Origin of the sequence: Bacteroides caecigallinarum, assembly GCF_016901995.1 — a bacterium.
GTDB lineage: Bacteria > Bacteroidota > Bacteroidia > Bacteroidales > Bacteroidaceae > Phocaeicola > Phocaeicola cellulolyticus.
This window is the reverse complement of the sequence record NZ_JACJLE010000016.1, coordinates 49599-71448: the sequence shown is the minus strand read 5'-3', so window position 1 is coordinate 71448 and position 21850 is coordinate 49599. Positions and strand designations below refer to the sequence as shown.

Below are 21850 nucleotides of genomic sequence, written 5' to 3'. Positions count from 1 at the left end.
TCAATATATAACCGGAATTTCTTTCATCCCACTGATAAGTATTCTTATCGGTAACTTCACCATCTGCGTTATAGATGAAGTTTATCTTATACATACGTTTAAGATATTTACCTTCACTTACAGAATAGGCTTCAATATTTGTAACTTTCTTATCTTCAGAGGCTACATTATAAACTACTTTAGGAGTTGACAAAGACACTGACGCGACTGCTGAAATGATTAATTCTGTTATCATAATAATTTAATTTTTAAGTTAGACTTCATTTGTTATTTCTTATGCTGCAAAGGTATGCGCAAAGAACAAGAGTTTATGTTATCACCATGTTATCTTTAGGTTAAATACTATAGTGTTTATTTACTCCGTGAAAACAATTCTGTCCAATAATTATATGTCAATTTTCAAATGTCATTATATTTGCATTTGGAAAAACAATATATATGAAATACAAGAATATAAGCATCTTCGTTTTTATCGGAGCATTTGCAATAATAATACTTCAAATATTATGGCTGTATAATACATACGTAGCTCTGGAAAATAATTTATATAAAGAGAGTAATTCCATACTGATAAAAGCGATAAGAAGAGAAATATCAATTAGATTTAAAAAAGCACCTAAGGGTACTGAGACTGTGGGTGTAAGTATTCCAGCTGATGCTAAAAAAAATGATTTGGCACCAGAAATAGTCAGTCTCAACGAAGGCTTGTCTAATATAGGTATAGAGATGTCTTTATCAAAAATAGATTCTATAGCATCTGATATGTTTAATGCCATTGATTTGCCATGTTCTATTTCCGTAAATAGAATAAGAATTTCCGATAATAAAATATTATCTTCAAGCAATCCCAATCCAAGTGTTTTACCATGGAGGGAAATAAAATCTGGGATTATAAATATTACAGCAGACTCATCACAAGGTGTTCAACTTGTAATCCTAAATCCATACAAGTTTCTTTTCGGGAAAATAAATTTACTTATTATAATCACCATCATTGTACTAAGCTTTATAATAGCATGTATTATTTTCCAAATAAAAATCATCTCAAGGCTGCAAGTTATTTTACAAATCCGTGAGGACTTCTCATACGCCATGGTACATGACATGAAAACACCCCTAAGCACTATTATGATGGTACAGGATATGCTGAAAAGCGGAAGACTGGAAGGCAAACCGGAAATAAAAAACAAATACATGAACATAGCGGAAAGCGAAACAGACCATCTGTTTGCTCTCACCAACAAGATACTTACAATTTCCAAACTGGAGAACCATAAACTGGAGATGAACAAAACAGAAATCGAACTTAAACCGATAATAGATAAACTGACCGAGAAATTCAAGGCCAAAGCACAGAAACCTGTAAACTTTATAATCAGTTTGCAGGCCAAAACTGCTTACGCCGACAATGATTATCTGGGTGAAGTAATAAGCAATCTGATTGACAATGCCATCAAATACTCAAAGGAGAGTGTGGAAATAAACATCACCACTGAAGAAAGCAAGCGCTACACCATCCTGAAAGTACGCGACAATGGTCTGGGTATATCCGAAGCCGACCAGAAAATCATATTCCAGAAGTATGAACGTGCAGCGGCGGCAAAGCGCAGCCGCAGAAACGGAGCTTCAGGATTCGGACTGGGCCTGAACTTTGTTGACCAGGTGATTAAGGCGCATGAGGGACGAATATTCGTCAACAGCACAGAAGGAGAATTTACGGAATTTACTATCTATCTGCCGCTTGATACTCCAAATAACAGACATAATCGGTAAAACACAAGGCTGCTTATTATTATGGCAATAATATCATATATATCAAAAGTGCCATGTATATGAAAAAGACCGAGAAACTCGTATGCAATATAGACTATTGCAGCCCCTATTGTGTATTGCTTTATTGAGTATCTGTTATCAATGCCATAAGCGCATAGTACCGCAGCAGGTACGCAAACGACACTACCTATAACATCTGCCAGATGAAAATCATTGATATGATTCTCATATACATACGGACGGTACGTGTGCGACAGTACCAGCCCGATAGCGGCAATCAGGATACCTGAAATTATAAACTTTATATTTTTGTCCATTCTATTTTTTACACTATTTAGATACTTATCCTTTTCCGCATGATAACAAATATCTTCCTTTCCCCATTACGCTCTATCTCCAAAGTAAGGCTCTTTGCTTGTCGGATATATGATTCTAATCTGCCGCTTGAAACGGACATTATGTCGAGTTCGATTGCTCCTTTATCAATAGCAATAACCTTATCACCTAACATTAACCCTGCTTTTTCTGCCGGCCCATTTATTTCCAAAGCCGTAACGCAAATAGTATTGTTGCGGACATTAAGGCGTAAACCGAGTGAAGGCAGCCCGTCTTTAATGACCTGAAGTGCACTATCAGTACGTTGTTTTATATATAGGTCACCATTAGCAAGTATGAAATTGATCTTTCCGGCAAAGATGTTGCCAGCAACATTTCTGTCAATCGATGGTATGTAACTTAACGTACAGTCTGGTATGGCTATCCCATTACAAAACACGGTAATGTCATGAAACTCCGCAATGGTATCGGTTAGCCCCTCTCTACGATAGTTGGTATACATTCTCGGTGTTTGGCGTTTTAGTAGCGTCTCATAAACGTTCTTGTCTATTATGATGTCATAATTCGAACCTAAATCAAACATCACGTTCAAAGTATCGGTCTGTTCACTATACAGCTGTAAATCATTTACAGATTCCTTTATAAGAGTGAATCCTTTACTCTCATGTCGCAACAACTGCTCATTGTCAAGTGCGAACATAACCATTTCATTATTATCCATATCAAATTTCCAACCTATGTTTTCCATGATGGCCCGTCCTAATACCGGTCTGTAAAGCGCATTATACATACCGTTATCTTTCGGGACTGACGTGAAAATAACTCCTTCCAATTTCCCATTTCCAAGAGTGATATCATTCACTTTATATAGTTTTGAGAAGTAGGCTTGTTTGTAGAAGTTAAACGTTGGCATAGGCTTTCGCTTCCAGTATTCCGCTTCATATCGGTCAAGAACTTCTTGCTTGGCAAGCGAAGTAGATGCTTGTGTATCAAATAAGAGTGTATCAGTATATTGATCGTTTACTGTAGCAACGACTCCAAAATAACCGTTTGGGTCACGAATTATCGGGAAGGTCTGATAGAAATCTACACTTATATTTTCAACAGCTTTGCTTTGTTCTACATTGAAGTTTCTAATCCAAAAGATTATGTAAACAAGATATATAAGCACACAAATAAATAGGATTGACAGTATGCGGAATATATAACGAAAGTATTTTTTTATCATATAATTAGAATTTGTTTTTTGCTCAATTATTCTCTCACTTTCAGATAGAGATCTTTATTCGGCTTGCCATGTTCATTAAGGGAATGATGTAATACAAAATTGCAATGGTGCATAAATTCGGCTCCGATATAGTTGGCATTCACAATGCGGCTGTTCACAACCTCGCAAGAATCAATCCGTGTTCCGGCAATCGTAACAGGGATCTTGAAAATAGAAAGTGTATCAGTTAATTCTTCTCCGTGCTTCGTGATTTCTTCTTTATAGTGGAAATGCGTTTTAAGCCGATCTGCAAGAGCGTTATTTATTTCTAATACTCCAGCATAACCCATATCGAGTGTAAAGCATACTTTATCATTTATTCCTTCAATATAAATCGGAATGGAATCTTCACGAAGACCTTGAGGATAATAAATCATACCTATAGTTTCCTTTGCCAACAGGTCTTTATTATTGGAATGAAAAAGTGTCATCATTCCAGTTTCTGTATCAAATTTCCATGTGCCGATAGCCAACATTTCTGTTCCGAAAATGCCTTCATCTATTACGTTGTATATTATATTATCCTTACTGATGCTGTTAAACATTGGTTCTTGTATGCATGCATCACCAAAAGAAATAGAAGTAAATGTATACAACTCAGGCGAATCTTTTTTCTGATAAGCATTGGTACTTTTAATAGGCAGATTTCCCCAGTATTCGCCACTATACGCATGTATGGAATCTTCTCGCATAAGACTCGTTGCTTGCGTGTCGATGCGGAGAGGTACTTTATATTTGCCGTTAATGACACAATCAATCAAAAACCACCCCTCTTCACTGTATTGAATTGGATATTGATAGCAAGCATTTTCCGGTAGAGTTGAACGGTAAGCAAGTGTATGTGAACTATAACGGACGAACGGATAAGCAAACCAAGCAATTATTGCACTGATTAATACTATTAATATTGCCGTGATAATCAAATTACGTTTTGTCTTTTTCTTCATTGCATTATTTTTTTATATAAATTCATTGAAAAGAATTATCTTTAAGTTGAGTAAACAGGCTAATTTGTCAATATATATTTTACAACAAATTCGCTATATTCACTATAATAATGTTGCTACATAAAATCTATATTACAGATAAGTTCTGCAAGATTAATGACTTATGCTGCAAAGGTATGCGCTAGGAACAAGAGTCTATGTTATCTTTAGGTTAAGAGATTCATTTTTCTCTATACTCCAATATATCTCCAGGCTGGCAGTCAAGTTCCTTACAGATAGCCTCCAAAGTAGAGAAGCGAATAGTTTTGGACTTTCCAGTTTTAAGTATGGAAAGGTTTGCCGAAATAAGGTCTATACGTTCTGCCAGTTCACCAAGCGAAATCTTACATTTCGCCATCATTACATCCAAGTTTACTATTATAGGCATATATGTCAGTTTTTAATCTATCAAATGTCAATTCCTGTTCTTCTTTCATACGTATCCCTATCTCAAAAATATAGGCTATAAGCACAAACATCATACCTAATATTATAAACAGTACACATACTTCAGTAGGCATTTCAAGAGGACTTAAATGAGATATAACACTTATCAGTACTCCAGATAATGTAGTTGAAATTCCTATAGCATTCAGGATACGTTTATTTACCCTGCTGAAAATGTTTCCTTTTCTTACATTATATACCATAACGTATGAAAGAACACCAATAAACATTATGGCATAGCTTTCTATACCCACTACGAGGGCGTGCCATATAAATGTGCCGCTATCATCTTTTCCCATCTCATAACAAAGTTCCAGTATATTAGGAAATCCGTACATAGCTGCGGCTATTATTGTTATCATAGAAATAACCTCGCAATATCTTACAAGTTTTTTATCAGGCTTAATCTTATTCATAATTCTATTTATATTAAATAGTCAAATTTGATTACTTCTTTTTTGTATAAACAACCAGGAAAATGGACAATGTACTAATAAGAACTCCGACGAGTATTCCAAAGGCTATTCCTATTTTAATGTTTCCAACATTTGCTCCGATTGCTGCACCGAGCATAAGGCCTAAGGCTAAAATCGGTCCACTGATCAAATAGTATTTATATTTATTGTTCATACTTTTTAGTTTTTCCAGTTATCATTATGCAACAAAGGTATGCGCATAGAACAAGAGTTTATGTTATCGCTACGTTATCTTTAGGTTAATGCTTCACTCATCAGACAAATTCATTTCAATCCATTCCCAGCATTTATCAATACCCTTCAACCTTTCAACCATAGACATAGGTATATGAAAATCAGGATATAAACAATCCAGCTCATTGCGACTCACATCCGGTCTTTCAAAGTAAGAATGACTTATATAGCCCTTTGTGCCTGTAAATGGCAGTTCAACAGGCAATACATCACCAAAACAAGTAGGCTTCTGTGAAGTCGGAGTTCCTATAATGGGGAAAAGATGATTATCCTTTATAGTTGTAAGCAAATAATTTGCACTGCTGAAGGTGTTCTGGCCTTGTATGAATATTACCTTCCCTTCAAAACATTTTTTTATTTTGGAAAGGAATAGCAAGTTCTCACTATCTTCCATCGGAATAAGTTCTCCAGGTTTACCTTTGCTACAATCATAGAAATCAGGCATACACTTGAAAAGAAAATCTGATTTTCTGACAAATGTCTTATATCTTGAAATAGTGTCCGTATCAACTCCAAGATATTGGAGAAGCTGGTCGCCAAGCATACTGTTTCCTCCGCCATTATAACGCATATCAACCACCAGCTTCCGTATATGATTCTGCTTTATATCGGCATCCATCTTGTCTATAAATTCGAGAAAAGACGGCAGAAAATTCAAATAATTATCTTCAACTTTGGTACCCGTAACCTGACATAATTGCAAATATGACTGCAAATCGTACATCGCATTAAATTGCAGATAACACTTATCATCAATTATCTGATAAGAAAACAAATCATCACGCTTCACGGTAACAGGATATGGAGGGAACTTCACTTGATGCCATCCGGAACGATTCTCTGTTTCCGATTCAAAAAGCAGACTATTTCCATCATGAAAGCCAAGACAAACTCCCTTTGCAGTATCTACTCCTATCTGATGCAGAAATGCTTTGCGATTCAGATAAAAACTCCATAGCCCTGCTTTTACTTCATTCTCCGATGGCATTGCTTTACGCATAGCCAACCTGACATCTTTAACGGATATTCCATTTATGGAAACAATCTCTTTTCCCGTGAAATCAGGATATTCTGAATCTATGGCACGCAGATAAAAACAGCCTTCATAATATCTTATCTCAAAAGGATAAATTAATCCATCTTCAGGCATGAAATAAGTATGTGCGTCTTCAAGTATGGCTAACAGAGAATTCAAGGCAAACTGGAAGTGCTGCAAGTCTTTCACATCCTGCATCTCATAACATACTTTCTCTGCCTGTCTTTCAAATCTGTTGACTCTTTCAGGATTAACTATACTGACAGGATGAAATAACCTGATAAAACGCAAGAGGTTCATTACCTCACTCTGATATTTATTGTAACTTTCATCAGAGAAGATTACCGATATTTTATGGAAAGTATTATTGTCCATCATGATATCATGATTTTAAGAATCTTCTTTATTTTCATCACTTGAGTTTTTATCTGAATTGGCAAAAAATAAGTAATACATCGTACCAAACATATTTCCTAATGCAATACCTACAGCTAACTTATCCATCGCAACACCCAAAACTATTCCTAATAACACACCCCACAACAAACAAGTTGCAAAACTTAGCTTTTTATTTCCTTTTTTATTCATACAATCAAATAGAATAATATTACTAAATTAGCCATATACTATCTCATATTTTCGTCTGCCTTATATCTGCACAAAGCCTGTCCACTGTAATGGCGCAGTCTCCATACAATACTAGTTTCATCAAAAAAGAACATTATTGATAAAAGGCCAAAGTAACATATTGAAATATCACCTATTATAAAACCTAACAGCAAAGGGATATATCCGCATACACAATGTGCAAGGATATTAGCTATACGGAAATGAATTATCCTCATATCTCCTTTATAAAAGAGACGTACGGTATAGTTATGTTTGTTATATATTACCGCAAATTTACTATATGACCGAGGATTGATTATAATATAAACGACAGCCTGAATTAACCAGTTCAATAAAATACCACAAAGCAAACTGGAAAGTATTAAATATTCGCCTTTACTGAAAAATTTCCCTGAAGTTACATCCATACTTTCAATCCCATGTACGGCATAAAACAAGAACAGAATAACAGGAAAGATAATAATAAAGATTACAATTACTTTTAAATTTATATGCTTAGGTTCTGTGATGTCTATCATCACTTCCTCTCCTTCAGGGCCTCTTCCATATGAAATCAATGTTCCTTTTCCGGATGACTGTCCGCTAAAATATTTCTTAAACGCTTTCATATCTATTGCATTTTTTCATCTTATTCTTTATCACACTGCAAATATAATGTGATACAATCAAATCATTTGTTATCCTTATGTTATCTTTAGGTTAATACTTCAATTTATGGTTTATATTAGCAATCATAATATTATATTTGCACTGAAAAACCATTAAAAAGTCATATAATATCATATATGGAGACTTCAAAACGTAAGAAAAACATATTATTCATCACCATACTGTCTGTCGTAGGACTTGTCGGGGCTATGGCTCTGCAGATGATATGGATATACAATTCGTATGAACTGATAAAAAACGACATTCTGAATGAAGGTTATGCTACCATTGAAAAAGCCTTGGAGGAAGAAGGAAATATGAGATTCGGACAAACTCCCAAAGGAACAAAAATCATGAGCGGACCTACAAACGACACCATTCCTCCAATGACATATTTTTATGAACGGCTTTCAGACATGGGCTATCCAATGTCATTACACAATCTTGATTCCATTACTGCCGAATTATTAACCCAAAACGGATTAGGAAACAAATATTATATAGACATTATAAATTTAAGAACTGGAGAAAAAATAAATGGTATCGGTACTCAAAAAGAACCGTCCTTTATGGCTGTCAAACCCAAATACTTTCCAATCCGATCAGACTATACCCAGGTTGTCCAGCTCATCATCACCAATCCCAATAAGACTTTTTTAGAGCGTATGGGCCTGATGCTTGCCGGCACATTCATCATCATGCTGCTCGTAATCGTCTGCATCAGTTATCAGGTAAGATTCATTTCACGCTTCGAGAAGATTTTCCAGATTCGCGAAGACTTCTCATACGCCATGATACACGACATGAAAACACCGCTCACATCCATCATCATGGCTCTGAAATTCCTCAGAAGCGGTAAGCTTGACAACAGGCAGGAAATGAAGGACAAATACTTCGACATTGCCGAGAACGAGGCGGACCATCTGCTTACCCTTACAAATAAAGTGCTGACAATATCCAAGCTGGAAAACCATAAACTGGAGATGAACAGAACAGAAGTTGAGCTTACTCCTATAATAGACAAACTGACCGAGAAGTTCAAGGCGAAATCGCAAAAGACGGTAAATTTCATTACAGATATAAAAGCCGAAACTGCCTATGCCGATGCTGAATATCTGGAAGAGGTAATAAGCAACCTCATAGACAATTCTATAAAATATTCGGATGAGAGCGTGGAGATAAAAATAAGCACTGCTCAGGACGACAGATACACTATGCTGAAGATACGCGACAACGGATTCGGGATTTCAGAAAAAGACATTCATCTTATATTCCAGAAGTTTGAACGCGCGTCCGCAATAAAGCGTAGCCGCAAAAACGGCGCATCGGGTTTCGGACTCGGACTGAGCTTTGTCGATCAGGTGGTAAAGGCACATCACGGGAAGATATTTGTTACCAGCATTGAGGGTGAGTTTACTGAATTTATAATATATTTGCCTCTGACAGACAGTGAGGAATAAACCAAAATCAATAATAATATGACAAACAGACAATTGAACTTCGATAATATAGACAAGGTGGAGAACCTCATTTATACTCCGCTGGAAAAGAAATACCTGAAAGTACAGATAGTAAAAACAGTATTGGTTTATATCATCTTTATAGGACTCACACTTCTGCTCCTTCTGGCAGAGGAGTTCACCTGTCGTGTGGCAACGACAATCGGCATAGAATGTGTTTTCCTGACAGCTATGATTGTAAATCTTTTTCTACTTCCCAAGGCCTATGCCTACAAAGGATTCGCCATCCGCGAGCATGACATCACATACCGTTCAGGAATCATATTCCCTTCCGTAATTACGATTCCTTTCTGTAAGATACAGCAGGTCAGCGTACGCCAGAACCCGATAACACGCATTTTCGGGCTTTATGCCATCGACATCGTAAACGGTGCGCAGATGCTTGAAGCTACCAGCATTCCGGGACTGACTGAAGAAAAAGCAAACGATATTAAGGCACTTATAACAGAAAGCATAAGAAATGAAAATAAATGATTTCTCAATACCGCGCAGGATGAGTAAAAGTGCTTTCGTGATTTTCTTCGTGAAGGCTCTGAGAAGCTATGCAAGTCTTATCCTGATACTTTTCACTGTCAGGATATTCGATTCGTCCGATGAAACTTCTGTCATGGAATACATAATAATGCTTCTGTCCTATCTGGCAGGATTCATTGCCTTATCGCTGATAACCGCATTCCTAAGTTTCTATTTCAAGAAATATTACGTCGAGGACGGTAATCTGATTTTTATCCATGGTGTAATACAGCATGAAAGGACAAGCATCCCTCTGAATAAGATTCAGTCTTTACGTACCAAGAGCGGTCTCATCTATCGTATGCTTGATATGAAAGGCGTCTCGTTCGACACGCTTGCATCACGGACTGAAGAGATAGAACTCATCCTTGACGATGACGACTGGGATGCTCTGTTAAGCCGTGTGGAGACTCAGGAAAATACACAGGAGGAAGTACAAGAGACTGAAGCTACGGAACAGGCGGCTACAGAAAACAGTAAAACCATTAAACTGGAGGTAAGCAACCTGAATCTGATTAAAGGTGCTCTCTGCCAGAATCACCTGAAAGGCATGGCTGTGCTGTTCGGTGTGCTTGCCACGCTGTACAATCAGATAACTTCCGTCAACGACAAAGCCGCAAATTATTTCATTGACTATGTAGAGACACATGCCGATTCTTCAGCGTTCTCTGTTACAGCTGTTTTAACGGTCATCGTGATATTGTACTTAGTAATACTGATCTTGTGGATGGGAAAGGTTTTCCTGCAATACTTCAATATGGATATACGTATGGGCGAAAAACAGCTTTTCTTCGAAAGCGGACTGATTACACGCAACAGCAGCCGGTTCTCGTTCGACAAGGTATGTACGCTTTACGTGAAAAGGAATATCATTGAAAACTGGTTGGGATGCTGCACTATAATGGTCAGGCAGGCACTGAATGCTACAGACGAAAAGAAAGGTGCCGACGTAAAGATTTACGGTTCATCGCATGACGGAAACTTCCTGAGCTGGTGGCTTGGAAAAGACTATACCTCCTCGCCCACTGTCATTTCTGCCCGTTCCGGTTATGGTCTGCTTGGCTACACCATAAGATTCGACATTCTGATTTCGCTGGCAGTAGCCATAGTCTTGTGCCATTACGGACAATACATCTGGCTTTTTGCTCCCATAGCTTATATGCTGGTTTCGCTTGCCAAGGGACTTCTTGCGGTACGCAGAAGCCATATCACCCTCAAAGAGGACTATATGGAAATAAGCAACGGAAAGTTTGCCGAGATTTATAATTATGTGAAGTATGACAACATAGAGGTAGTACGTATGGTTTCCACTCCTTTCACACCATATTATCACAGGGTGAAACTGGTGATTTCCACCAATGGAACATCATTCGCCATAAGAAGTCTGAAAGAACAGGAGGCAAAGGAGATATACGAACTGTTGTTACTTAACTGCCACAATAACTAAATCATATTTTCAGCTCTATTCAATTTTTATTTTACAAATAAACAGACAATACGATATTTTAAATATCTTTGTATAGAAAAACCAGAAGAACAATGATAAAACTGTTATTAGTAGAAGACGACAAGAATCTTTCATACATAGTCCAAAGCGGACTACAGGATATAATTGGCGGATATGAGGTAATCACCGCTTTCAATGGCAAGGAAGGCTTGCAGGCATGGGAGGAGCATCATCCTGACATCATCATATCGGATATAGACATGCCGGTAATGGATGGTTTCGAAATGGTACGCCATATCAGGGAGACTGATGGCGACACCCCTATTCTTTTTGCCTCTGCACTTACATCGCCAAAGGACGTCAGAAAAGGTTATGACATAGGCGTGAATAACTACGTGAAGAAACCATTCATCCCTGACGAACTGGATGCCCATCTGCACGCTATACTGAAAATGAAGGAAGGCTCGAAAACACGCGATGAAAGCGGAATGTGCAAGTTCGGGAAATATACTCTTGATGCAGGACACGCTACGCTGCACAACAATGAATCGGGCAATAACACTACACTGACTGCAAGAGAGGCACAGGTTCTGCAACTGCTTGCCGAAAACAAAGACGAAGTGGTAAGAAGAGAGGTTATCCTGAACCGTTGCTGGGACAAGAATGATGATTATTTCGCTTCGAGAAGTCTTGATGTGTTCATCACAAAATTGCGAAAGCTGTTCGAAAACGACCCTCAGGTAGAGATCAAGACAGTAAGAGGTGTTGGACTTATGCTTACTGTAGGGCAGTAAGTATTATTTACAGAAAGCTATGAAAAAAATTATTCTAATAACCGGAGGACAACGCTCCGGCAAGAGTACATACGCTGAAAAGCTTGCACATCAGCTAACGGACAGGCCTGTCTATCTTGCCACAGCAAAGATATGGGACGAGGAGTTCCGCCAGCGCGTATTGCGCCATCAGCAAAACCGCGGTCCGGAGTGGACTAATATAGAGGAAGAAATGGAATTAAGCAAGCACAATCTGGAAGGAAGGGTTATCGTGATAGACTGTATCACACTTTGGTGCACTAATTTCTTCTTCAAGCATCATGATGTCCAGAAAACACTGGACTCAATAAAAGCAGAGTTCGACAAATTTACCGTTCAGGACGCGACATTCATTTTCGTGACAAACGAGATAGGTCTTGGAGGAGTATCAGAGAATGAGATACAGCGCAAATTCACAGATGTCCAAGGATTTGCAAACCAGTATGTAGCTTCGAAAGCCGATGAAGTGATTTTCATGGTTTGTGGTATTCCAATGAAGATAAAATAAAAAATAATCAGAAAATGAAAGAGTTTAATATCAAACCAATACACGATCCGCAGTTTGAACTGGAAGTAATCGACAAAATAGACAATCTTACAAAACCAAAAGGTTCTTTGGGCCGACTAGAAGAGCTTGCCAAACAGATTTGCATGATCCAGCATACACTTTCTCCACGTTTAAGCAATCCATACAACATTCTGTTTGCCAGCGACCACGGTATAGTGGAAGAAGGAGTTAGCGTCTCTCCAAAAGAAATAACATGGCAGCAACTATATAATTTCCTGGATGGTGGTGCTGGAATAAACTTTCTGTGCCGACAGCATGGATTTGAACTGATGCTGGTAGACGCCGGAGTAGATTATGACCTGCCTTATGACCGTGGAATAATCAACATGAAGGTAAGAAAGAGTACCCGCAATTATCTTCGTGAGGCGGCAATGACCAAAGAAGAAATGGAACTGTGCATCGAGAGAGGAGCTGAATGCGTGGAAATGGCCTATAACAAAGGATGCAACATAGTAAGCTTCGGCGAAATGGGTATAGCAAACACATCAGCCTCATCACTTTGGATGTCATCTTTCGCTAATATACCATTGAAGCAATGTATCGGTGCCGGAGCAGGACTACAAGCTAAAGGTATAGAGCACAAATATCAGGTCTTGAAACAGGCACAGGACAATTTCAAGGGAGAGCACACTGCCGAAGAAATAATTTGCCGGTTTGGAGGATACGAAATGGTAATGGCTGTAGGAGGAATGCTTAAAGCTGCCGAACTCAGGATGATTATTCTTGTTGACGGATTCATTATGAGCAACTGCATACTGGCAGCATCACAACTTTATCCTGAAGTTTTGCAATACGCCATTTTCGGTCATCAGGGTGACGAAGCCGGTCACCGTATTCTGCTGGAACATCTCAAAGCATCGCCGCTGCTTCATCTCAATCTTCGTCTGGGCGAAGGAAGCGGATCTGTTTGTGCCTATCCTATAGTAGATTCTGCTGTCAGAATGCTGAATGAAATGGACTCATTCAAAAACGCATCTATAACAAAATACTTTTAAACTCTAAAGACTAAAAAAGACTATCGGAATGAATCAGATTCTTGCAGCTTTTATATTCTTCACCCGTCTGCCGTTCTGGAAAATCAAAAGCGTACCGGACGAATGTTTCAAACATGTAGTCAGCTATTGGAGTTTCAGCGGATGGCTTACGGGCGGTATCATGGCGATATGTTTCTGGGGTGTAAGCCAGATACTTCCGGTCTCAATAGCGGTAATAGCGGCGCTTACAGTCCGTCTTCTCATAACGGGAGCATTGCATGAAGACGGACTTGCCGACTTCTTCGACGGCTTTGGAGGCGGAAGAGACAGGGAGAGCACTCTCAGGATTATGAAAGACTCCCATATCGGTACATACGGTGTCTTGGGATTAATCATATACTATCTTCTGGGGTATCAGCTTCTGAGTTCTATAAATCCGTCATACACTCCGTTTATACTGCTATGCTGCGATTCTTTCTGTAAATTCGTGTGCAGTCACATATTATGGCTACTGCCCTACGCCCGTAAAGAAGAAGAAAGCAAAGCAAAGGTTATATACTCAAGACAAAACTATAAGGAAGAAACAGCATCAGCCATCGGAGGACTGCTTCCGCTTGTATTCATGCCTCACAGTTTCTTCATAACACTGCCGGTTCCGATACTGGTATTTATCTATATACAACACCTGTTGCGAAAACGATTGGGAGGATATACAGGCGACTGTTGCGGAGCGTCATTTCTGATATGTGAACTGTCAATGTGGTTCTCCATTGCAACAGTTTCAGGATTGATCCGATAAAAACCTAAATACGATGAGTACAGGAAAAAAGAAGAAAATAGTATGGGTGAGACATACCACCCCGGATGTAATCCCGGGAACATGTTACGGCCAGACCGATGTACCGTTAAAAGCGTCATTTGAAGAAGAGGCATCAAAGTGCGCCGCACAGCTGAAGAAATACTCTTTCCAGAAAGCATACACCAGTCCACTCTCACGCTGCACACGGCTTGCCGGGTTCTGCGGCTTCAAGGAGGCTGTCCATGACCCGCGGCTTATGGAGATGAATTTCGGCGACTGGGAGATGAAGCGTTATGACGAAATAGATGATCCATATCTGTCCCGGTGGTTCGACGACTACTTCCATCTACCAGCCCCTAACGGCGAATCTCTGGAAATGCAATATTCCAGAATATCAGCCTTTATTGACAACATTCTTAAAAAGGATGAAAACGAAATCGTAGTTTTCTCCCACGGCGGAAGCATAGTATGCGCTATGATTTATGCCGGTATGGCAACATTCGAGAACGGATTCAGCAAACAGCCCTCTTATGGTGAAATCGTAGAAACGGAGTTCTGATACCAAGACTACTATACAGGAAGAACCCCTGACGAGATATAAATCACGGCGGCAACAATGATAATCATAAAAACTTCCGAAATCCTGTTTATACGGATAGCCACATCAGCATCCTTGCGTACAAACAGACGGTTGTTACTGCCTATAAATGGTTTATACACCAGTTCCCCGAAATAATTGTGAGGACCTCCGAAACGGCAATTCAAGATACCGGCAAGCGCAGCTTCCGGATAACCGGAATTAGGACTTGCGTGTTCATGCCCGTAACGAAGCACAAATCTCAACAGCGACGGACGTCCGGAAGCCATTACCATCAGAAAAGCGGTGATACGTGCCGGTATAAAATTGGCGATATCATCAATCTTTGCCGCACAATATCCAAACAGTCTATAGCGTTCATTCTTGTACCCTATCATCGAATCAAGGGTATTTATCATCTTGTACGTCAGCATACCAGGTACACCCAGCAGCATAAACCAGAATAACGGAGCAATCACCCCATCACTCAGATTTTCAGCCAAGGTTTCCAGTGCAGCGGCACGTACTTCCTGACCGTCAAGCTCATTTGTATCCCTGCCTACAATACGTGCAACCTGCTTCCTGCCTTTTTCAAGCGACACTTCCATGGCATCGAATACCATCCTGACCTCGTCTATCAATGTCTTTCCTGCCAGACAATAGAACACTGCAACTGACGAAAGAAGCACACCAGCCCAGTTACTACATGAAGAAACATATTTCAAGAGGAAATAGGAGGCTATAAAAACAACCGCTATAAGCAGCAAGGCCGTGAACGCTCCCTTTATGCGACGGAAACGTCCACTATTCAATCTATGTTCGAAAAAGCGAATCATATTTCCGAAACCTACCACAGGATGAGGCAACCAAAGAGGGTCGCCCAACAACTTGTCCAACACTACTCCCGCCAGCAACGGTAACAATACATTCAACGTATGCAAATCCATTCTTTAATACAATTAATCAGTTCATCATTTTCTTCAGGCATCTGTACGGCAATCCTGAAGAAACGTTCGTCAAGTCCATCAAAATTCGAAGCGTCACGAATCAATATTCCTTTTTCCTCTGCCAGAAAAGTTTTCAGTTCCGAAGCCTTACCTTTTTTCAGGCGCACAAGCATATAGTGAGTATCCGATTTCATGACATCCATCTCTCCAGTAATCTCCAAAGCAGAAGCCACACGGTCTTTCTCACAGAGCAACGCAGGCAAATCGATTTCAAACTCATCATGATGAGTCAGCAGATAATGGCCTGCCGATATGGCAAGAGCATTGACAGACCACGGCATCTTGCACTTCTTCAAGCGGTTTATCAGTTCCGGATTTCCGGTAACTCCACCCAATCTGAGCCCCGGAATGGCAAAATGCTTCGTCATGGAATGGAGCAACAGCACATTAGGCAACATAACTGTTTCCTTGGCCGACAATAACGAGACCGCGGTAAACGCCTCGTACGACTGGTCTATTACAAACAGACATCCCGGATTATTGACTATCATCTTACGGAGCTCATCCACATCCACAGCTTTCCCCGTAGGATTGTTAGGATTACATATCCAGCAGATATCGCAACCGGAAATATCCATCCGCTCAAAAGAATAAGCCTTTATGATTTCATGCGAATGCAACCTGCAAGCATCGGCATATTCGCTGAATGTAGGCATCAGAATTACCGAACGGTTTTCCCTGAAAGCCTGTGCTATAAGATAAATAGCCTCGGTAGCTCCGTTTGTGACACAAATCGAAGCATCCACAATATCCAGTTGCTCCGCCCACAATCTTTCCAGGGAATATGGCTCCGGTTCAGGATAAGAACGTATGCATGATATCACACTGCACAAATAGGCATTAAGCCCGTCATGAGAAACATTTCCATAAACATTCGAGCTGAAATTCATACGGATTCCATTCCTGTACTGAAAAATATCATCACCGTGTCCTTTAATCATTATCTGAAAGTATTTTATACAACAATGGCATATTTATGTGCGAACGAACATGAGCAGCCAGCCTGTCATACTGTTCTTCCTTAAATGATAGATAATCGGATATATTCCCTTTTTCAATGTCTGTATAAGGCGCCAACAGATAATTGACAACAGCTTCATTATCCAATATTCCATGCATATATGTACCAAAACATTTCTCTCCCACTCTCCATCCTTCGGCTGTTCCATCCTGCAGATAATTCAAAGGAACTGCATCGCTGTCAGCCGATATACTGCTTTGTCCCATATGAATCTCATATCCTTTGCAGATATCTCCGTCCGGGGCCAGAAATCTGAATTCAGTCTGGCGTGTAACCTTTTCCGACTGCATGACAGTAGAAACAGGCAACAGTCCAAGTCCCGGCAAACGGCTTATTCCTCCTTCCACACCGTCCGGATCTTCTACAGACAGTCCCATCATCTGATAACCTCCACAGATACCGAAAACGGTTGCTCCGTTTCGTGCCGCCCTGACTACAGCCTCAGCCACTCCGTTCCGGCGCAGTTCCAGCAAATCATCCAGAGTACTTTTTGTTCCGGGCAATATCACTATGTCAGCCTTGCTTATCTCCTCGGTATTATTTGTATAATACAGATTTACACGCTCGTCCCGCTCCAGACGGTTGAAATCAGTAAAGTTTGACAAATGACGCAACAGGACGACCGCAATGTTAACCTTTCCGCTTACTGCCGCACGCTGTTTCTGCTGCAATTCCAGAGAGTCCTCCTCTTCTATATAGATATCCTTATAATAAGGAATCACGCCAAGCACCGGCACACCGCAAGTCTCCTCCATCATTTTCACGCCTGATTCAAACAGGCGCAAATCGCCACGGAACTTGTTTACTATTATTCCCTTTATGCGCTTACGGTCTTCCGGCAACTGCAATGCAATAGAGCCGTAAGCACTGGCAAACACACCGCCACGGTCGATATCAGCCACCAGAATTACATCCGCACCGGCATACCTTGCCATCGGCATATTGACAAGATCCGTATCCCTAAGATTAATTTCGGAGATACTTCCCGCACCTTCCATCACTATAGGATTATAACGCGCCGCCAGTCTGTCGAAAGCGGCACATACCTCACGGCGCAACTCGTCCCTTCCCTCTTTGCGGAAATATTCGTACGCACTGCGGTTACCTATAGGCTTTCCGTTCAATACCACTTGCGATGTATGATCCGAGCTCGGTTTCAGCAGCAGAGGATTCATATCCGTATGACACGGCACACCTGCAGCCTCCGCCTGTACAGCCTGCGCCCTGCCTATCTCCAGACCTTCAGGAGTGGCATACGAATTGAGAGCCATATTCTGTGCCTTGAAAGGAGCCGGACGATAACCGTCCTGCAGGAAAATCCTGCACAATGCCGTTGCCAGAACACTCTTACCAACATCACTGCCTGTACCGGCCAGCATCAAAGGGTGTAATCGTTTGATATGTATAGTCATTGATTTCTAAATTTGATTATTATTGATCAGAATCTTTTTTCTTTCTTTTGTAAGAAAATTTCAACCATATCGCTAAGTTCTCCGACAAAAAATTCCGGATATCCGCCCGGCAAATATACATAATCAGCCTGAGGCAATTCATCACCTGCCAGCGGACTGAAAGTCACTATATCTGCTTTTTTTGAAAGAACATCAATATTTTCCTTATAGATAAAATTGAAAGCGGCATCCTTCGCCAAAGCTATTTTCGGCCGGTCATAACCGTCGAACAGGCCCATCACACCTTCAACCACACACACCGACGCGTCTTTAGCGTAATGATAATAAACCTCACCCACGTGACATTCAGAAGCCATCCAAGTATCCAGATTTACAGTTTCCCTACCGGCGGCTATTGTATGAAATTTTCCGTCAATGTAATCGGGACCGCATTTAAACGGTTGTACACACATTCCCTTTCTTTTGAGAACGCGCAACAGTCCCATCGTAAACGTAGTTTTTCCGCTTCCTGACGCAGCAGCACCAATCAAAAACTGAGGTTTAACTGACAACATATAGTCTCCTATCCTTTTATAAAACGGACACAAAAGTACGAATAAAACAACAGATAACCAACTAAATTGTCAGGACGCCAATAAAACCATTCTTAATAATACGCTTATCTTATCTCACTTTTCAATAACTGCCGATACAACCTCTCTCAGCGGCAAATTGTCCGATTTTAGCATAAGTTATATATTTACAAGCCTAACCATTTCCCCCCAAAAAGCACGAAGCCCCCGGCAAAGTAAATCTGCCGAAGGCTCCTGTTTTTTTATTCTCTTATCTCACTTTTTAATATCCGCCGATCCAACTTCCATAAGTCCATCCTGAAAAATTACCATCCCATGTTTTTTCTGATATTAGCGCATACCGTATCAAATCTGTCAATAAGCTGCAGCCATCCTGGTACATCCCTGTTCATCCATCCCATTACTACTATCATTTCACGGTGAATATCCTCCACCCGATTCAGATTCCAGCAGATGGATTCATTATGGAAAACCCTGTTACGGAATGTCCGGAATGTATTCAGTGGAGCAGATACATTCTTTCGCTGCCGGTCTTTCTTGGGCATGAAAGGAAACGCCCTTCTCAAATCTTTCCACAGCAAACGTTCATACTCGCTATTCAGCAGAGAAACCCAGAATCCAAGCGTCAGTTCGGCAATTACCTTCGAGGGAGTAATCGATTCATGTCTGCCTGCTATCTGTTTATTAGCTTGAGTAATATAATGGTTCAATCTCGACAATCCTGGAGTGTTTGCGAAGACAGCATACCAGTCATCTCTCCCTGTCATTGTCTCTAATTCACGGCTTAGAGCACCTCTAATACTGACAAACTCGTGTAAAACGCTTCGGCCAGTTCCAGATTACACTTATAATGCAAGATAGCACGCTTCTCGTCCTCAGGATAAAGCCTGAAATATCTTTCCATCCTCTTAGTAGAGAAAACTTTTTCAAAGAATGCTTTGTTATGTTCCATATCTTTTGTACTTTTGTATCGCAGTCCCGGGCGTTCCTCTCCCAGCTTTCAGTTACTGGTGATGAATCCGGGTTTTTTTATGCGTGTACGTGAAGATACAATTATTTCTTTTCCAATCAAATTCTTAGCTTCAGTATTTTTTGAGTTAATTGCTTTTTTCTATTTCCTAACGCTATATGTGCAAACACACGAAGCCCCCGGCAAAATAAATCTGCCGAAGGCTCCTGTTTTTTATTCTCTTATCTCGCTTTTCAATAACCTCCAACACAACCTTTCTCACAATCGGCATGTGCCTGACGGAAGCCGGAAGACAAATGGCTGGGCATTGCAGACGGCTTTAAGGCTATATGGATAGAAGAAGACCGCGAACAACTGAAAGGAAAGGGAAAGGATAAGGATATACTGCGAAACCTGCAATTCACCCGGCGGTATATTAAAGGCAAGAATGTTGTCCTGCTGGATGATGTACTCACTACCGGAGAAAGTTTCAGGCAGCTGAAACGAAAAATGGAACAACTGGGAGCATTGTACGTTGTCGGGGTGTTCCTGAGAAAGACAGTGTAATATTTTGATTCTTTTGTTTATTTCTTGTCTTTTTAGTCTAATGATTGCCCTTTCTTATTCTTCCACTTCACCGGCAACTAACAGGAATCCCATACTTACAGCATATTGGCTTTTTTCAATATGGCACGGGCTATTATCAATCCAAAAGACCTGTTCCACCTTCTCCTTTTATCAGGAGAAGCGGGACAAGAAACTTTCTATGTAACGTGAGCTACAGCATGGCTGCATACTTGCGCACCAGCTTCAGACGCTCCATAAAAGAGGGGTCAGCAGCCGCCTGCTGCATATTGCAATCAAGCTGCATCCGCATCAGTAGCGAAGCACTGATACCCAAAGCTGCCTCGAAAAGCATCGCTGTCTGCGTAGTAATCGGCCTGCGGCAGTTGAGAATGTCATTCAATACCTTGTAGGAGATGCCCATCTGCTCGGCCAACCTGCGCTGCGAGAGCTTGCGTTCTTCGGTCTCTTCTTTCAGCAGTTCGCCCGGATGTATAGGGCGTTGACAGATGTATTTTCCCATAATTATTCTATTTATAATGGTTTGATAATTCAAGTATATTGCAGATAGTCACCACCGTTTCCGATGAGACCTGTTCTACCGTGAACTCAATGCGGTACTGGTCGTTCACACGGATGGAGGAAATACCAGACTTGTCACCTTTCAACACTTCATAATGAAGCGAGTGGATAACGTAAAGTTCTTCCACGCTTCTTGCTTGTTCCAACACTTTGATGCGCAACTGGTAGCGTGCCACGATATGCGGCTGGAAACGATGTTTCTTGTCCGTCGTTTTCCCTTCCTCGTACAATTGGCGCAAGTAGTCCTTATCAAAGTTTATCTCCATTACTTTACATCTTGTTCACGAAGCAAAGATAATTAATTATCTGCAACAATCCACTATAAAAGCGGAATATTTATTTCTAAATGCACGAAGCCTCCGGCTACAGCCGAAGGCTCCTGTTTTTTTATTCTCTTATCTCGCTTTTCAATAACCTCCAACACAACCTTTCTCACAGTCGGCATGTGCCTGACGGAAGCCGGAAGACAAATGGCTGGGCATTGCAGACGGCTTTAAAGCCATCTGGATAGAAGAAGACCGCGAACAGCTGAAAGGAAAGGGAAAGGATAAGGATATACTGCAGAATCTGCAATTCACCCGGCGGTATATTAATGGCAAGAATGTTGTCCTGCTGGATGATGTACTCACTACCGGAGAAAGTTTCAGGCAGCTGAAACGAAAAATGGAACAACTGGGAGCATTGTCCGTTGTCGGGGTGT

At 40.5% G+C, this 21850-nt stretch carries 27 protein-coding genes; 9 read left to right on the top strand and 18 right to left on the bottom strand.

What is annotated here, in order from left to right; all coding sequences use genetic code 11:
* Window positions 1-235 (bottom strand): DUF3836 domain-containing protein (locus H6A61_RS06065; RefSeq protein WP_204392075.1); only part of this gene is annotated, 235 nt, incomplete at its 3' end.
* Between the two features lie 203 nt (window positions 236-438).
* On the opposite strand from H6A61_RS06065, the gene H6A61_RS06060 reads away from it, so the two are divergent.
* Complete coding sequence (locus H6A61_RS06060) at window positions 439-1773, top strand: sensor histidine kinase (RefSeq protein ID WP_204392073.1); 1335 nt, start codon at window positions 439-441, stop codon at window positions 1771-1773.
* Here the strand turns inward: H6A61_RS06060 and H6A61_RS06055 are convergent.
* From H6A61_RS06055 to H6A61_RS06015, 9 genes are all read right to left on the bottom strand, one after another.
* Window positions 1731-2090, bottom strand: a complete 360-nt coding sequence (locus H6A61_RS06055) for a hypothetical protein (RefSeq protein WP_204392071.1) — start codon at window positions 2088-2090, stop codon at window positions 1731-1733. The genes H6A61_RS06060 and H6A61_RS06055 overlap by 43 nt on opposite strands.
* Window positions 2091-2107: 17 nt before the next feature.
* The gene (locus H6A61_RS06050; protein ID WP_204392069.1) at window positions 2108-3337 is read right to left on the bottom strand and encodes a PDZ domain-containing protein; all 1230 of its coding nucleotides are present in this window, start codon (window positions 3335-3337) and stop codon (window positions 2108-2110) included.
* Window positions 3338-3363: 26 nt separating this feature from the next.
* Entirely contained in the window at window positions 3364-4323 is a 960-nt protein-coding gene (locus H6A61_RS06045) for a hypothetical protein (protein WP_204392067.1), read from the bottom strand.
* A 220-nt stretch (window positions 4324-4543) separates the two neighbouring features.
* Window positions 4544-4750 carry a helix-turn-helix domain-containing protein gene (locus tag H6A61_RS06040; RefSeq protein WP_204392065.1) on the bottom strand — a complete coding sequence of 69 codons (207 nt, stop codon included), beginning with the start codon at window positions 4748-4750 and terminating at the stop codon, window positions 4544-4546.
* Window positions 4707-5225 (bottom strand): DUF2975 domain-containing protein, encoded by a 519-nt coding sequence (locus H6A61_RS06035; protein WP_204392063.1) that lies wholly within the window; start codon window positions 5223-5225, stop codon window positions 4707-4709. Before H6A61_RS06035 ends, H6A61_RS06040 begins: the two co-directional genes overlap by 44 nt.
* Window positions 5226-5256: 31 nt before the next feature.
* Window positions 5257-5439: a hypothetical protein gene (locus H6A61_RS06030; protein WP_204392061.1), complete on the bottom strand. Its 183-nt coding sequence runs from the start codon at window positions 5437-5439 to the stop codon at window positions 5257-5259.
* A 93-nt stretch (window positions 5440-5532) separates the two neighbouring features.
* Window positions 5533-6933, bottom strand: coding sequence for a S41 family peptidase (locus H6A61_RS06025; protein WP_204392059.1), 1401 nt, complete (start codon window positions 6931-6933; stop codon window positions 5533-5535).
* A 12-nt stretch (window positions 6934-6945) separates the two neighbouring features.
* A complete protein-coding gene (locus tag H6A61_RS06020; RefSeq protein WP_204392057.1) occupies window positions 6946-7143 on the bottom strand; it encodes a hypothetical protein in 198 nt (65 codons plus the stop codon).
* Window positions 7144-7181: 38 nt separating this feature from the next.
* A complete protein-coding gene (locus H6A61_RS06015) occupies window positions 7182-7793 on the bottom strand; it encodes a hypothetical protein (protein ID WP_204392055.1) in 612 nt (203 codons plus the stop codon).
* A gap of 177 nt (window positions 7794-7970) precedes the next feature.
* Between H6A61_RS06015 and H6A61_RS06010 the strand changes: the two genes are divergently transcribed.
* The 8 genes from H6A61_RS06010 to cobC all read left to right on the top strand — a co-directional run bounded on the left by H6A61_RS06010 (window position 7971) and on the right by cobC (window position 15025).
* Window positions 7971-9293 carry a sensor histidine kinase gene (locus H6A61_RS06010; protein WP_204392053.1) on the top strand — a complete coding sequence of 441 codons (1323 nt, stop codon included), beginning with the start codon at window positions 7971-7973 and terminating at the stop codon, window positions 9291-9293.
* An 18-nt stretch (window positions 9294-9311) separates the two neighbouring features.
* Window positions 9312-9827 carry a PH domain-containing protein gene (locus H6A61_RS06005; RefSeq protein ID WP_204392051.1) on the top strand — a complete coding sequence of 172 codons (516 nt, stop codon included), beginning with the start codon at window positions 9312-9314 and terminating at the stop codon, window positions 9825-9827.
* Window positions 9814-11313: a PH domain-containing protein gene (locus H6A61_RS06000; protein ID WP_204392043.1), complete on the top strand. Its 1500-nt coding sequence runs from the start codon at window positions 9814-9816 to the stop codon at window positions 11311-11313. The genes H6A61_RS06005 and H6A61_RS06000 overlap by 14 nt, the downstream gene beginning before the upstream one ends.
* 92 nt (window positions 11314-11405) lie before the next feature.
* A complete protein-coding gene (locus tag H6A61_RS05995; protein ID WP_204392035.1) occupies window positions 11406-12107 on the top strand; it encodes a response regulator transcription factor in 702 nt (233 codons plus the stop codon).
* 19 nt (window positions 12108-12126) lie between these two features.
* Complete coding sequence (gene cobU / locus H6A61_RS05990; protein WP_204392033.1) at window positions 12127-12633, top strand: bifunctional adenosylcobinamide kinase/adenosylcobinamide-phosphate guanylyltransferase; 507 nt, start codon at window positions 12127-12129, stop codon at window positions 12631-12633.
* Window positions 12634-12647: 14 nt separating this feature from the next.
* Window positions 12648-13688 (top strand): nicotinate-nucleotide--dimethylbenzimidazole phosphoribosyltransferase, encoded by a 1041-nt coding sequence (gene cobT / locus H6A61_RS05985; RefSeq protein WP_204392031.1) that lies wholly within the window; start codon window positions 12648-12650, stop codon window positions 13686-13688.
* Between the two features lie 28 nt (window positions 13689-13716).
* Window positions 13717-14466, top strand: a complete 750-nt coding sequence (locus H6A61_RS05980) for an adenosylcobinamide-GDP ribazoletransferase (protein ID WP_204392029.1) — start codon at window positions 13717-13719, stop codon at window positions 14464-14466.
* 13 nt (window positions 14467-14479) lie between these two features.
* On the top strand, window positions 14480-15025 hold the full coding sequence (gene cobC / locus H6A61_RS05975; protein WP_204392027.1) for an alpha-ribazole phosphatase: 546 nt from the start codon (window positions 14480-14482) through the stop codon (window positions 15023-15025).
* An 11-nt stretch (window positions 15026-15036) separates the two neighbouring features.
* Here cobC and cbiB read toward each other — a convergent pair whose 3' ends face one another.
* From cbiB to H6A61_RS05940, 8 genes are all read right to left on the bottom strand, one after another.
* Entirely contained in the window at window positions 15037-15990 is a 954-nt protein-coding gene (gene cbiB, locus H6A61_RS05970) for an adenosylcobinamide-phosphate synthase CbiB (RefSeq protein WP_204392025.1), read from the bottom strand.
* Window positions 15972-16991 (bottom strand): threonine-phosphate decarboxylase, encoded by a 1020-nt coding sequence (locus H6A61_RS05965; protein WP_204392023.1) that lies wholly within the window; start codon window positions 16989-16991, stop codon window positions 15972-15974. Before H6A61_RS05965 ends, cbiB begins: the two co-directional genes overlap by 19 nt.
* A complete protein-coding gene (locus H6A61_RS05960; RefSeq protein WP_239469125.1) occupies window positions 16984-18483 on the bottom strand; it encodes a cobyric acid synthase in 1500 nt (499 codons plus the stop codon). Before H6A61_RS05960 ends, H6A61_RS05965 begins: the two co-directional genes overlap by 8 nt.
* 26 nt (window positions 18484-18509) lie before the next feature.
* On the bottom strand, window positions 18510-19037 hold the full coding sequence (locus H6A61_RS05955) for a hypothetical protein (RefSeq protein ID WP_204392021.1): 528 nt from the start codon (window positions 19035-19037) through the stop codon (window positions 18510-18512).
* Between the two features lie 323 nt (window positions 19038-19360).
* Window positions 19361-19822, bottom strand: coding sequence for a hypothetical protein (locus H6A61_RS05950; RefSeq protein ID WP_239469124.1), 462 nt, complete (start codon window positions 19820-19822; stop codon window positions 19361-19363).
* 17 nt (window positions 19823-19839) lie between these two features.
* The gene (locus H6A61_RS15935; RefSeq protein ID WP_239469123.1) at window positions 19840-20007 is read right to left on the bottom strand and encodes a hypothetical protein; all 168 of its coding nucleotides are present in this window, start codon (window positions 20005-20007) and stop codon (window positions 19840-19842) included.
* Between the two features lie 775 nt (window positions 20008-20782).
* Window positions 20783-21091, bottom strand: a complete 309-nt coding sequence (locus H6A61_RS05945; protein WP_204392019.1) for a HigA family addiction module antitoxin — start codon at window positions 21089-21091, stop codon at window positions 20783-20785.
* 7 nt (window positions 21092-21098) lie between these two features.
* Complete coding sequence (locus H6A61_RS05940; RefSeq protein WP_204392016.1) at window positions 21099-21416, bottom strand: type II toxin-antitoxin system RelE/ParE family toxin; 318 nt, start codon at window positions 21414-21416, stop codon at window positions 21099-21101.
* Between the last annotated feature and the right edge of the window lie 434 nt (window positions 21417-21850).

Bases quoted from the DNA above. Each gene is read 5' to 3' on its own strand.
- H6A61_RS06060 (WP_204392073.1), top strand. From the start codon at position 439: ATGAAATACAAGAATATAAGCATCTTCGTTTTTATCGGAGCATTTGCA.
- H6A61_RS06055 (WP_204392071.1), bottom strand. From the start codon at position 2,090: ATGGACAAAAATATAAAGTTTATAATTTCAGGTATCCTGATTGCCGCT.
- H6A61_RS06050 (WP_204392069.1), bottom strand. From the start codon at position 3,337: ATGATAAAAAAATACTTTCGTTATATATTCCGCATACTGTCAATCCTA.
- H6A61_RS06045 (WP_204392067.1), bottom strand. From the start codon at position 4,323: ATGAAGAAAAAGACAAAACGTAATTTGATTATCACGGCAATATTAATA.
- H6A61_RS06040 (WP_204392065.1), bottom strand. From the start codon at position 4,750: ATGCCTATAATAGTAAACTTGGATGTAATGATGGCGAAATGTAAGATT.
- H6A61_RS06035 (WP_204392063.1), bottom strand. From the start codon at position 5,225: ATGAATAAGATTAAGCCTGATAAAAAACTTGTAAGATATTGCGAGGTT.
- H6A61_RS06030 (WP_204392061.1), bottom strand. From the start codon at position 5,439: ATGAACAATAAATATAAATACTATTTGATCAGTGGACCGATTTTAGCC.
- H6A61_RS06025 (WP_204392059.1), bottom strand. From the start codon at position 6,933: ATGATGGACAATAATACTTTCCATAAAATATCGGTAATCTTCTCTGAT.
- H6A61_RS06020 (WP_204392057.1), bottom strand. From the start codon at position 7,143: ATGAATAAAAAAGGAAATAAAAAGCTAAGTTTTGCAACTTGTTTGTTG.
- H6A61_RS06015 (WP_204392055.1), bottom strand. From the start codon at position 7,793: ATGAAAGCGTTTAAGAAATATTTTAGCGGACAGTCATCCGGAAAAGGA.
- H6A61_RS06010 (WP_204392053.1), top strand. From the start codon at position 7,971: ATGGAGACTTCAAAACGTAAGAAAAACATATTATTCATCACCATACTG.
- H6A61_RS06005 (WP_204392051.1), top strand. From the start codon at position 9,312: ATGACAAACAGACAATTGAACTTCGATAATATAGACAAGGTGGAGAAC.
- H6A61_RS06000 (WP_204392043.1), top strand. From the start codon at position 9,814: ATGAAAATAAATGATTTCTCAATACCGCGCAGGATGAGTAAAAGTGCT.
- H6A61_RS05995 (WP_204392035.1), top strand. From the start codon at position 11,406: ATGATAAAACTGTTATTAGTAGAAGACGACAAGAATCTTTCATACATA.
- cobU (WP_204392033.1), top strand. From the start codon at position 12,127: ATGAAAAAAATTATTCTAATAACCGGAGGACAACGCTCCGGCAAGAGT.
- cobT (WP_204392031.1), top strand. From the start codon at position 12,648: ATGAAAGAGTTTAATATCAAACCAATACACGATCCGCAGTTTGAACTG.
- H6A61_RS05980 (WP_204392029.1), top strand. From the start codon at position 13,717: ATGAATCAGATTCTTGCAGCTTTTATATTCTTCACCCGTCTGCCGTTC.
- cobC (WP_204392027.1), top strand. From the start codon at position 14,480: ATGAGTACAGGAAAAAAGAAGAAAATAGTATGGGTGAGACATACCACC.
- cbiB (WP_204392025.1), bottom strand. From the start codon at position 15,990: ATGGATTTGCATACGTTGAATGTATTGTTACCGTTGCTGGCGGGAGTA.
- H6A61_RS05965 (WP_204392023.1), bottom strand. From the start codon at position 16,991: ATGATTAAAGGACACGGTGATGATATTTTTCAGTACAGGAATGGAATC.
- H6A61_RS05960 (WP_239469125.1), bottom strand. From the start codon at position 18,483: ATGACTATACATATCAAACGATTACACCCTTTGATGCTGGCCGGTACA.
- H6A61_RS05955 (WP_204392021.1), bottom strand. From the start codon at position 19,037: ATGTTGTCAGTTAAACCTCAGTTTTTGATTGGTGCTGCTGCGTCAGGA.
- H6A61_RS05950 (WP_239469124.1), bottom strand. From the start codon at position 19,822: ATGACAGGGAGAGATGACTGGTATGCTGTCTTCGCAAACACTCCAGGA.
- H6A61_RS15935 (WP_239469123.1), bottom strand. From the start codon at position 20,007: ATGGAACATAACAAAGCATTCTTTGAAAAAGTTTTCTCTACTAAGAGG.
- H6A61_RS05945 (WP_204392019.1), bottom strand. From the start codon at position 21,091: ATGGGAAAATACATCTGTCAACGCCCTATACATCCGGGCGAACTGCTG.
- H6A61_RS05940 (WP_204392016.1), bottom strand. From the start codon at position 21,416: ATGGAGATAAACTTTGATAAGGACTACTTGCGCCAATTGTACGAGGAA.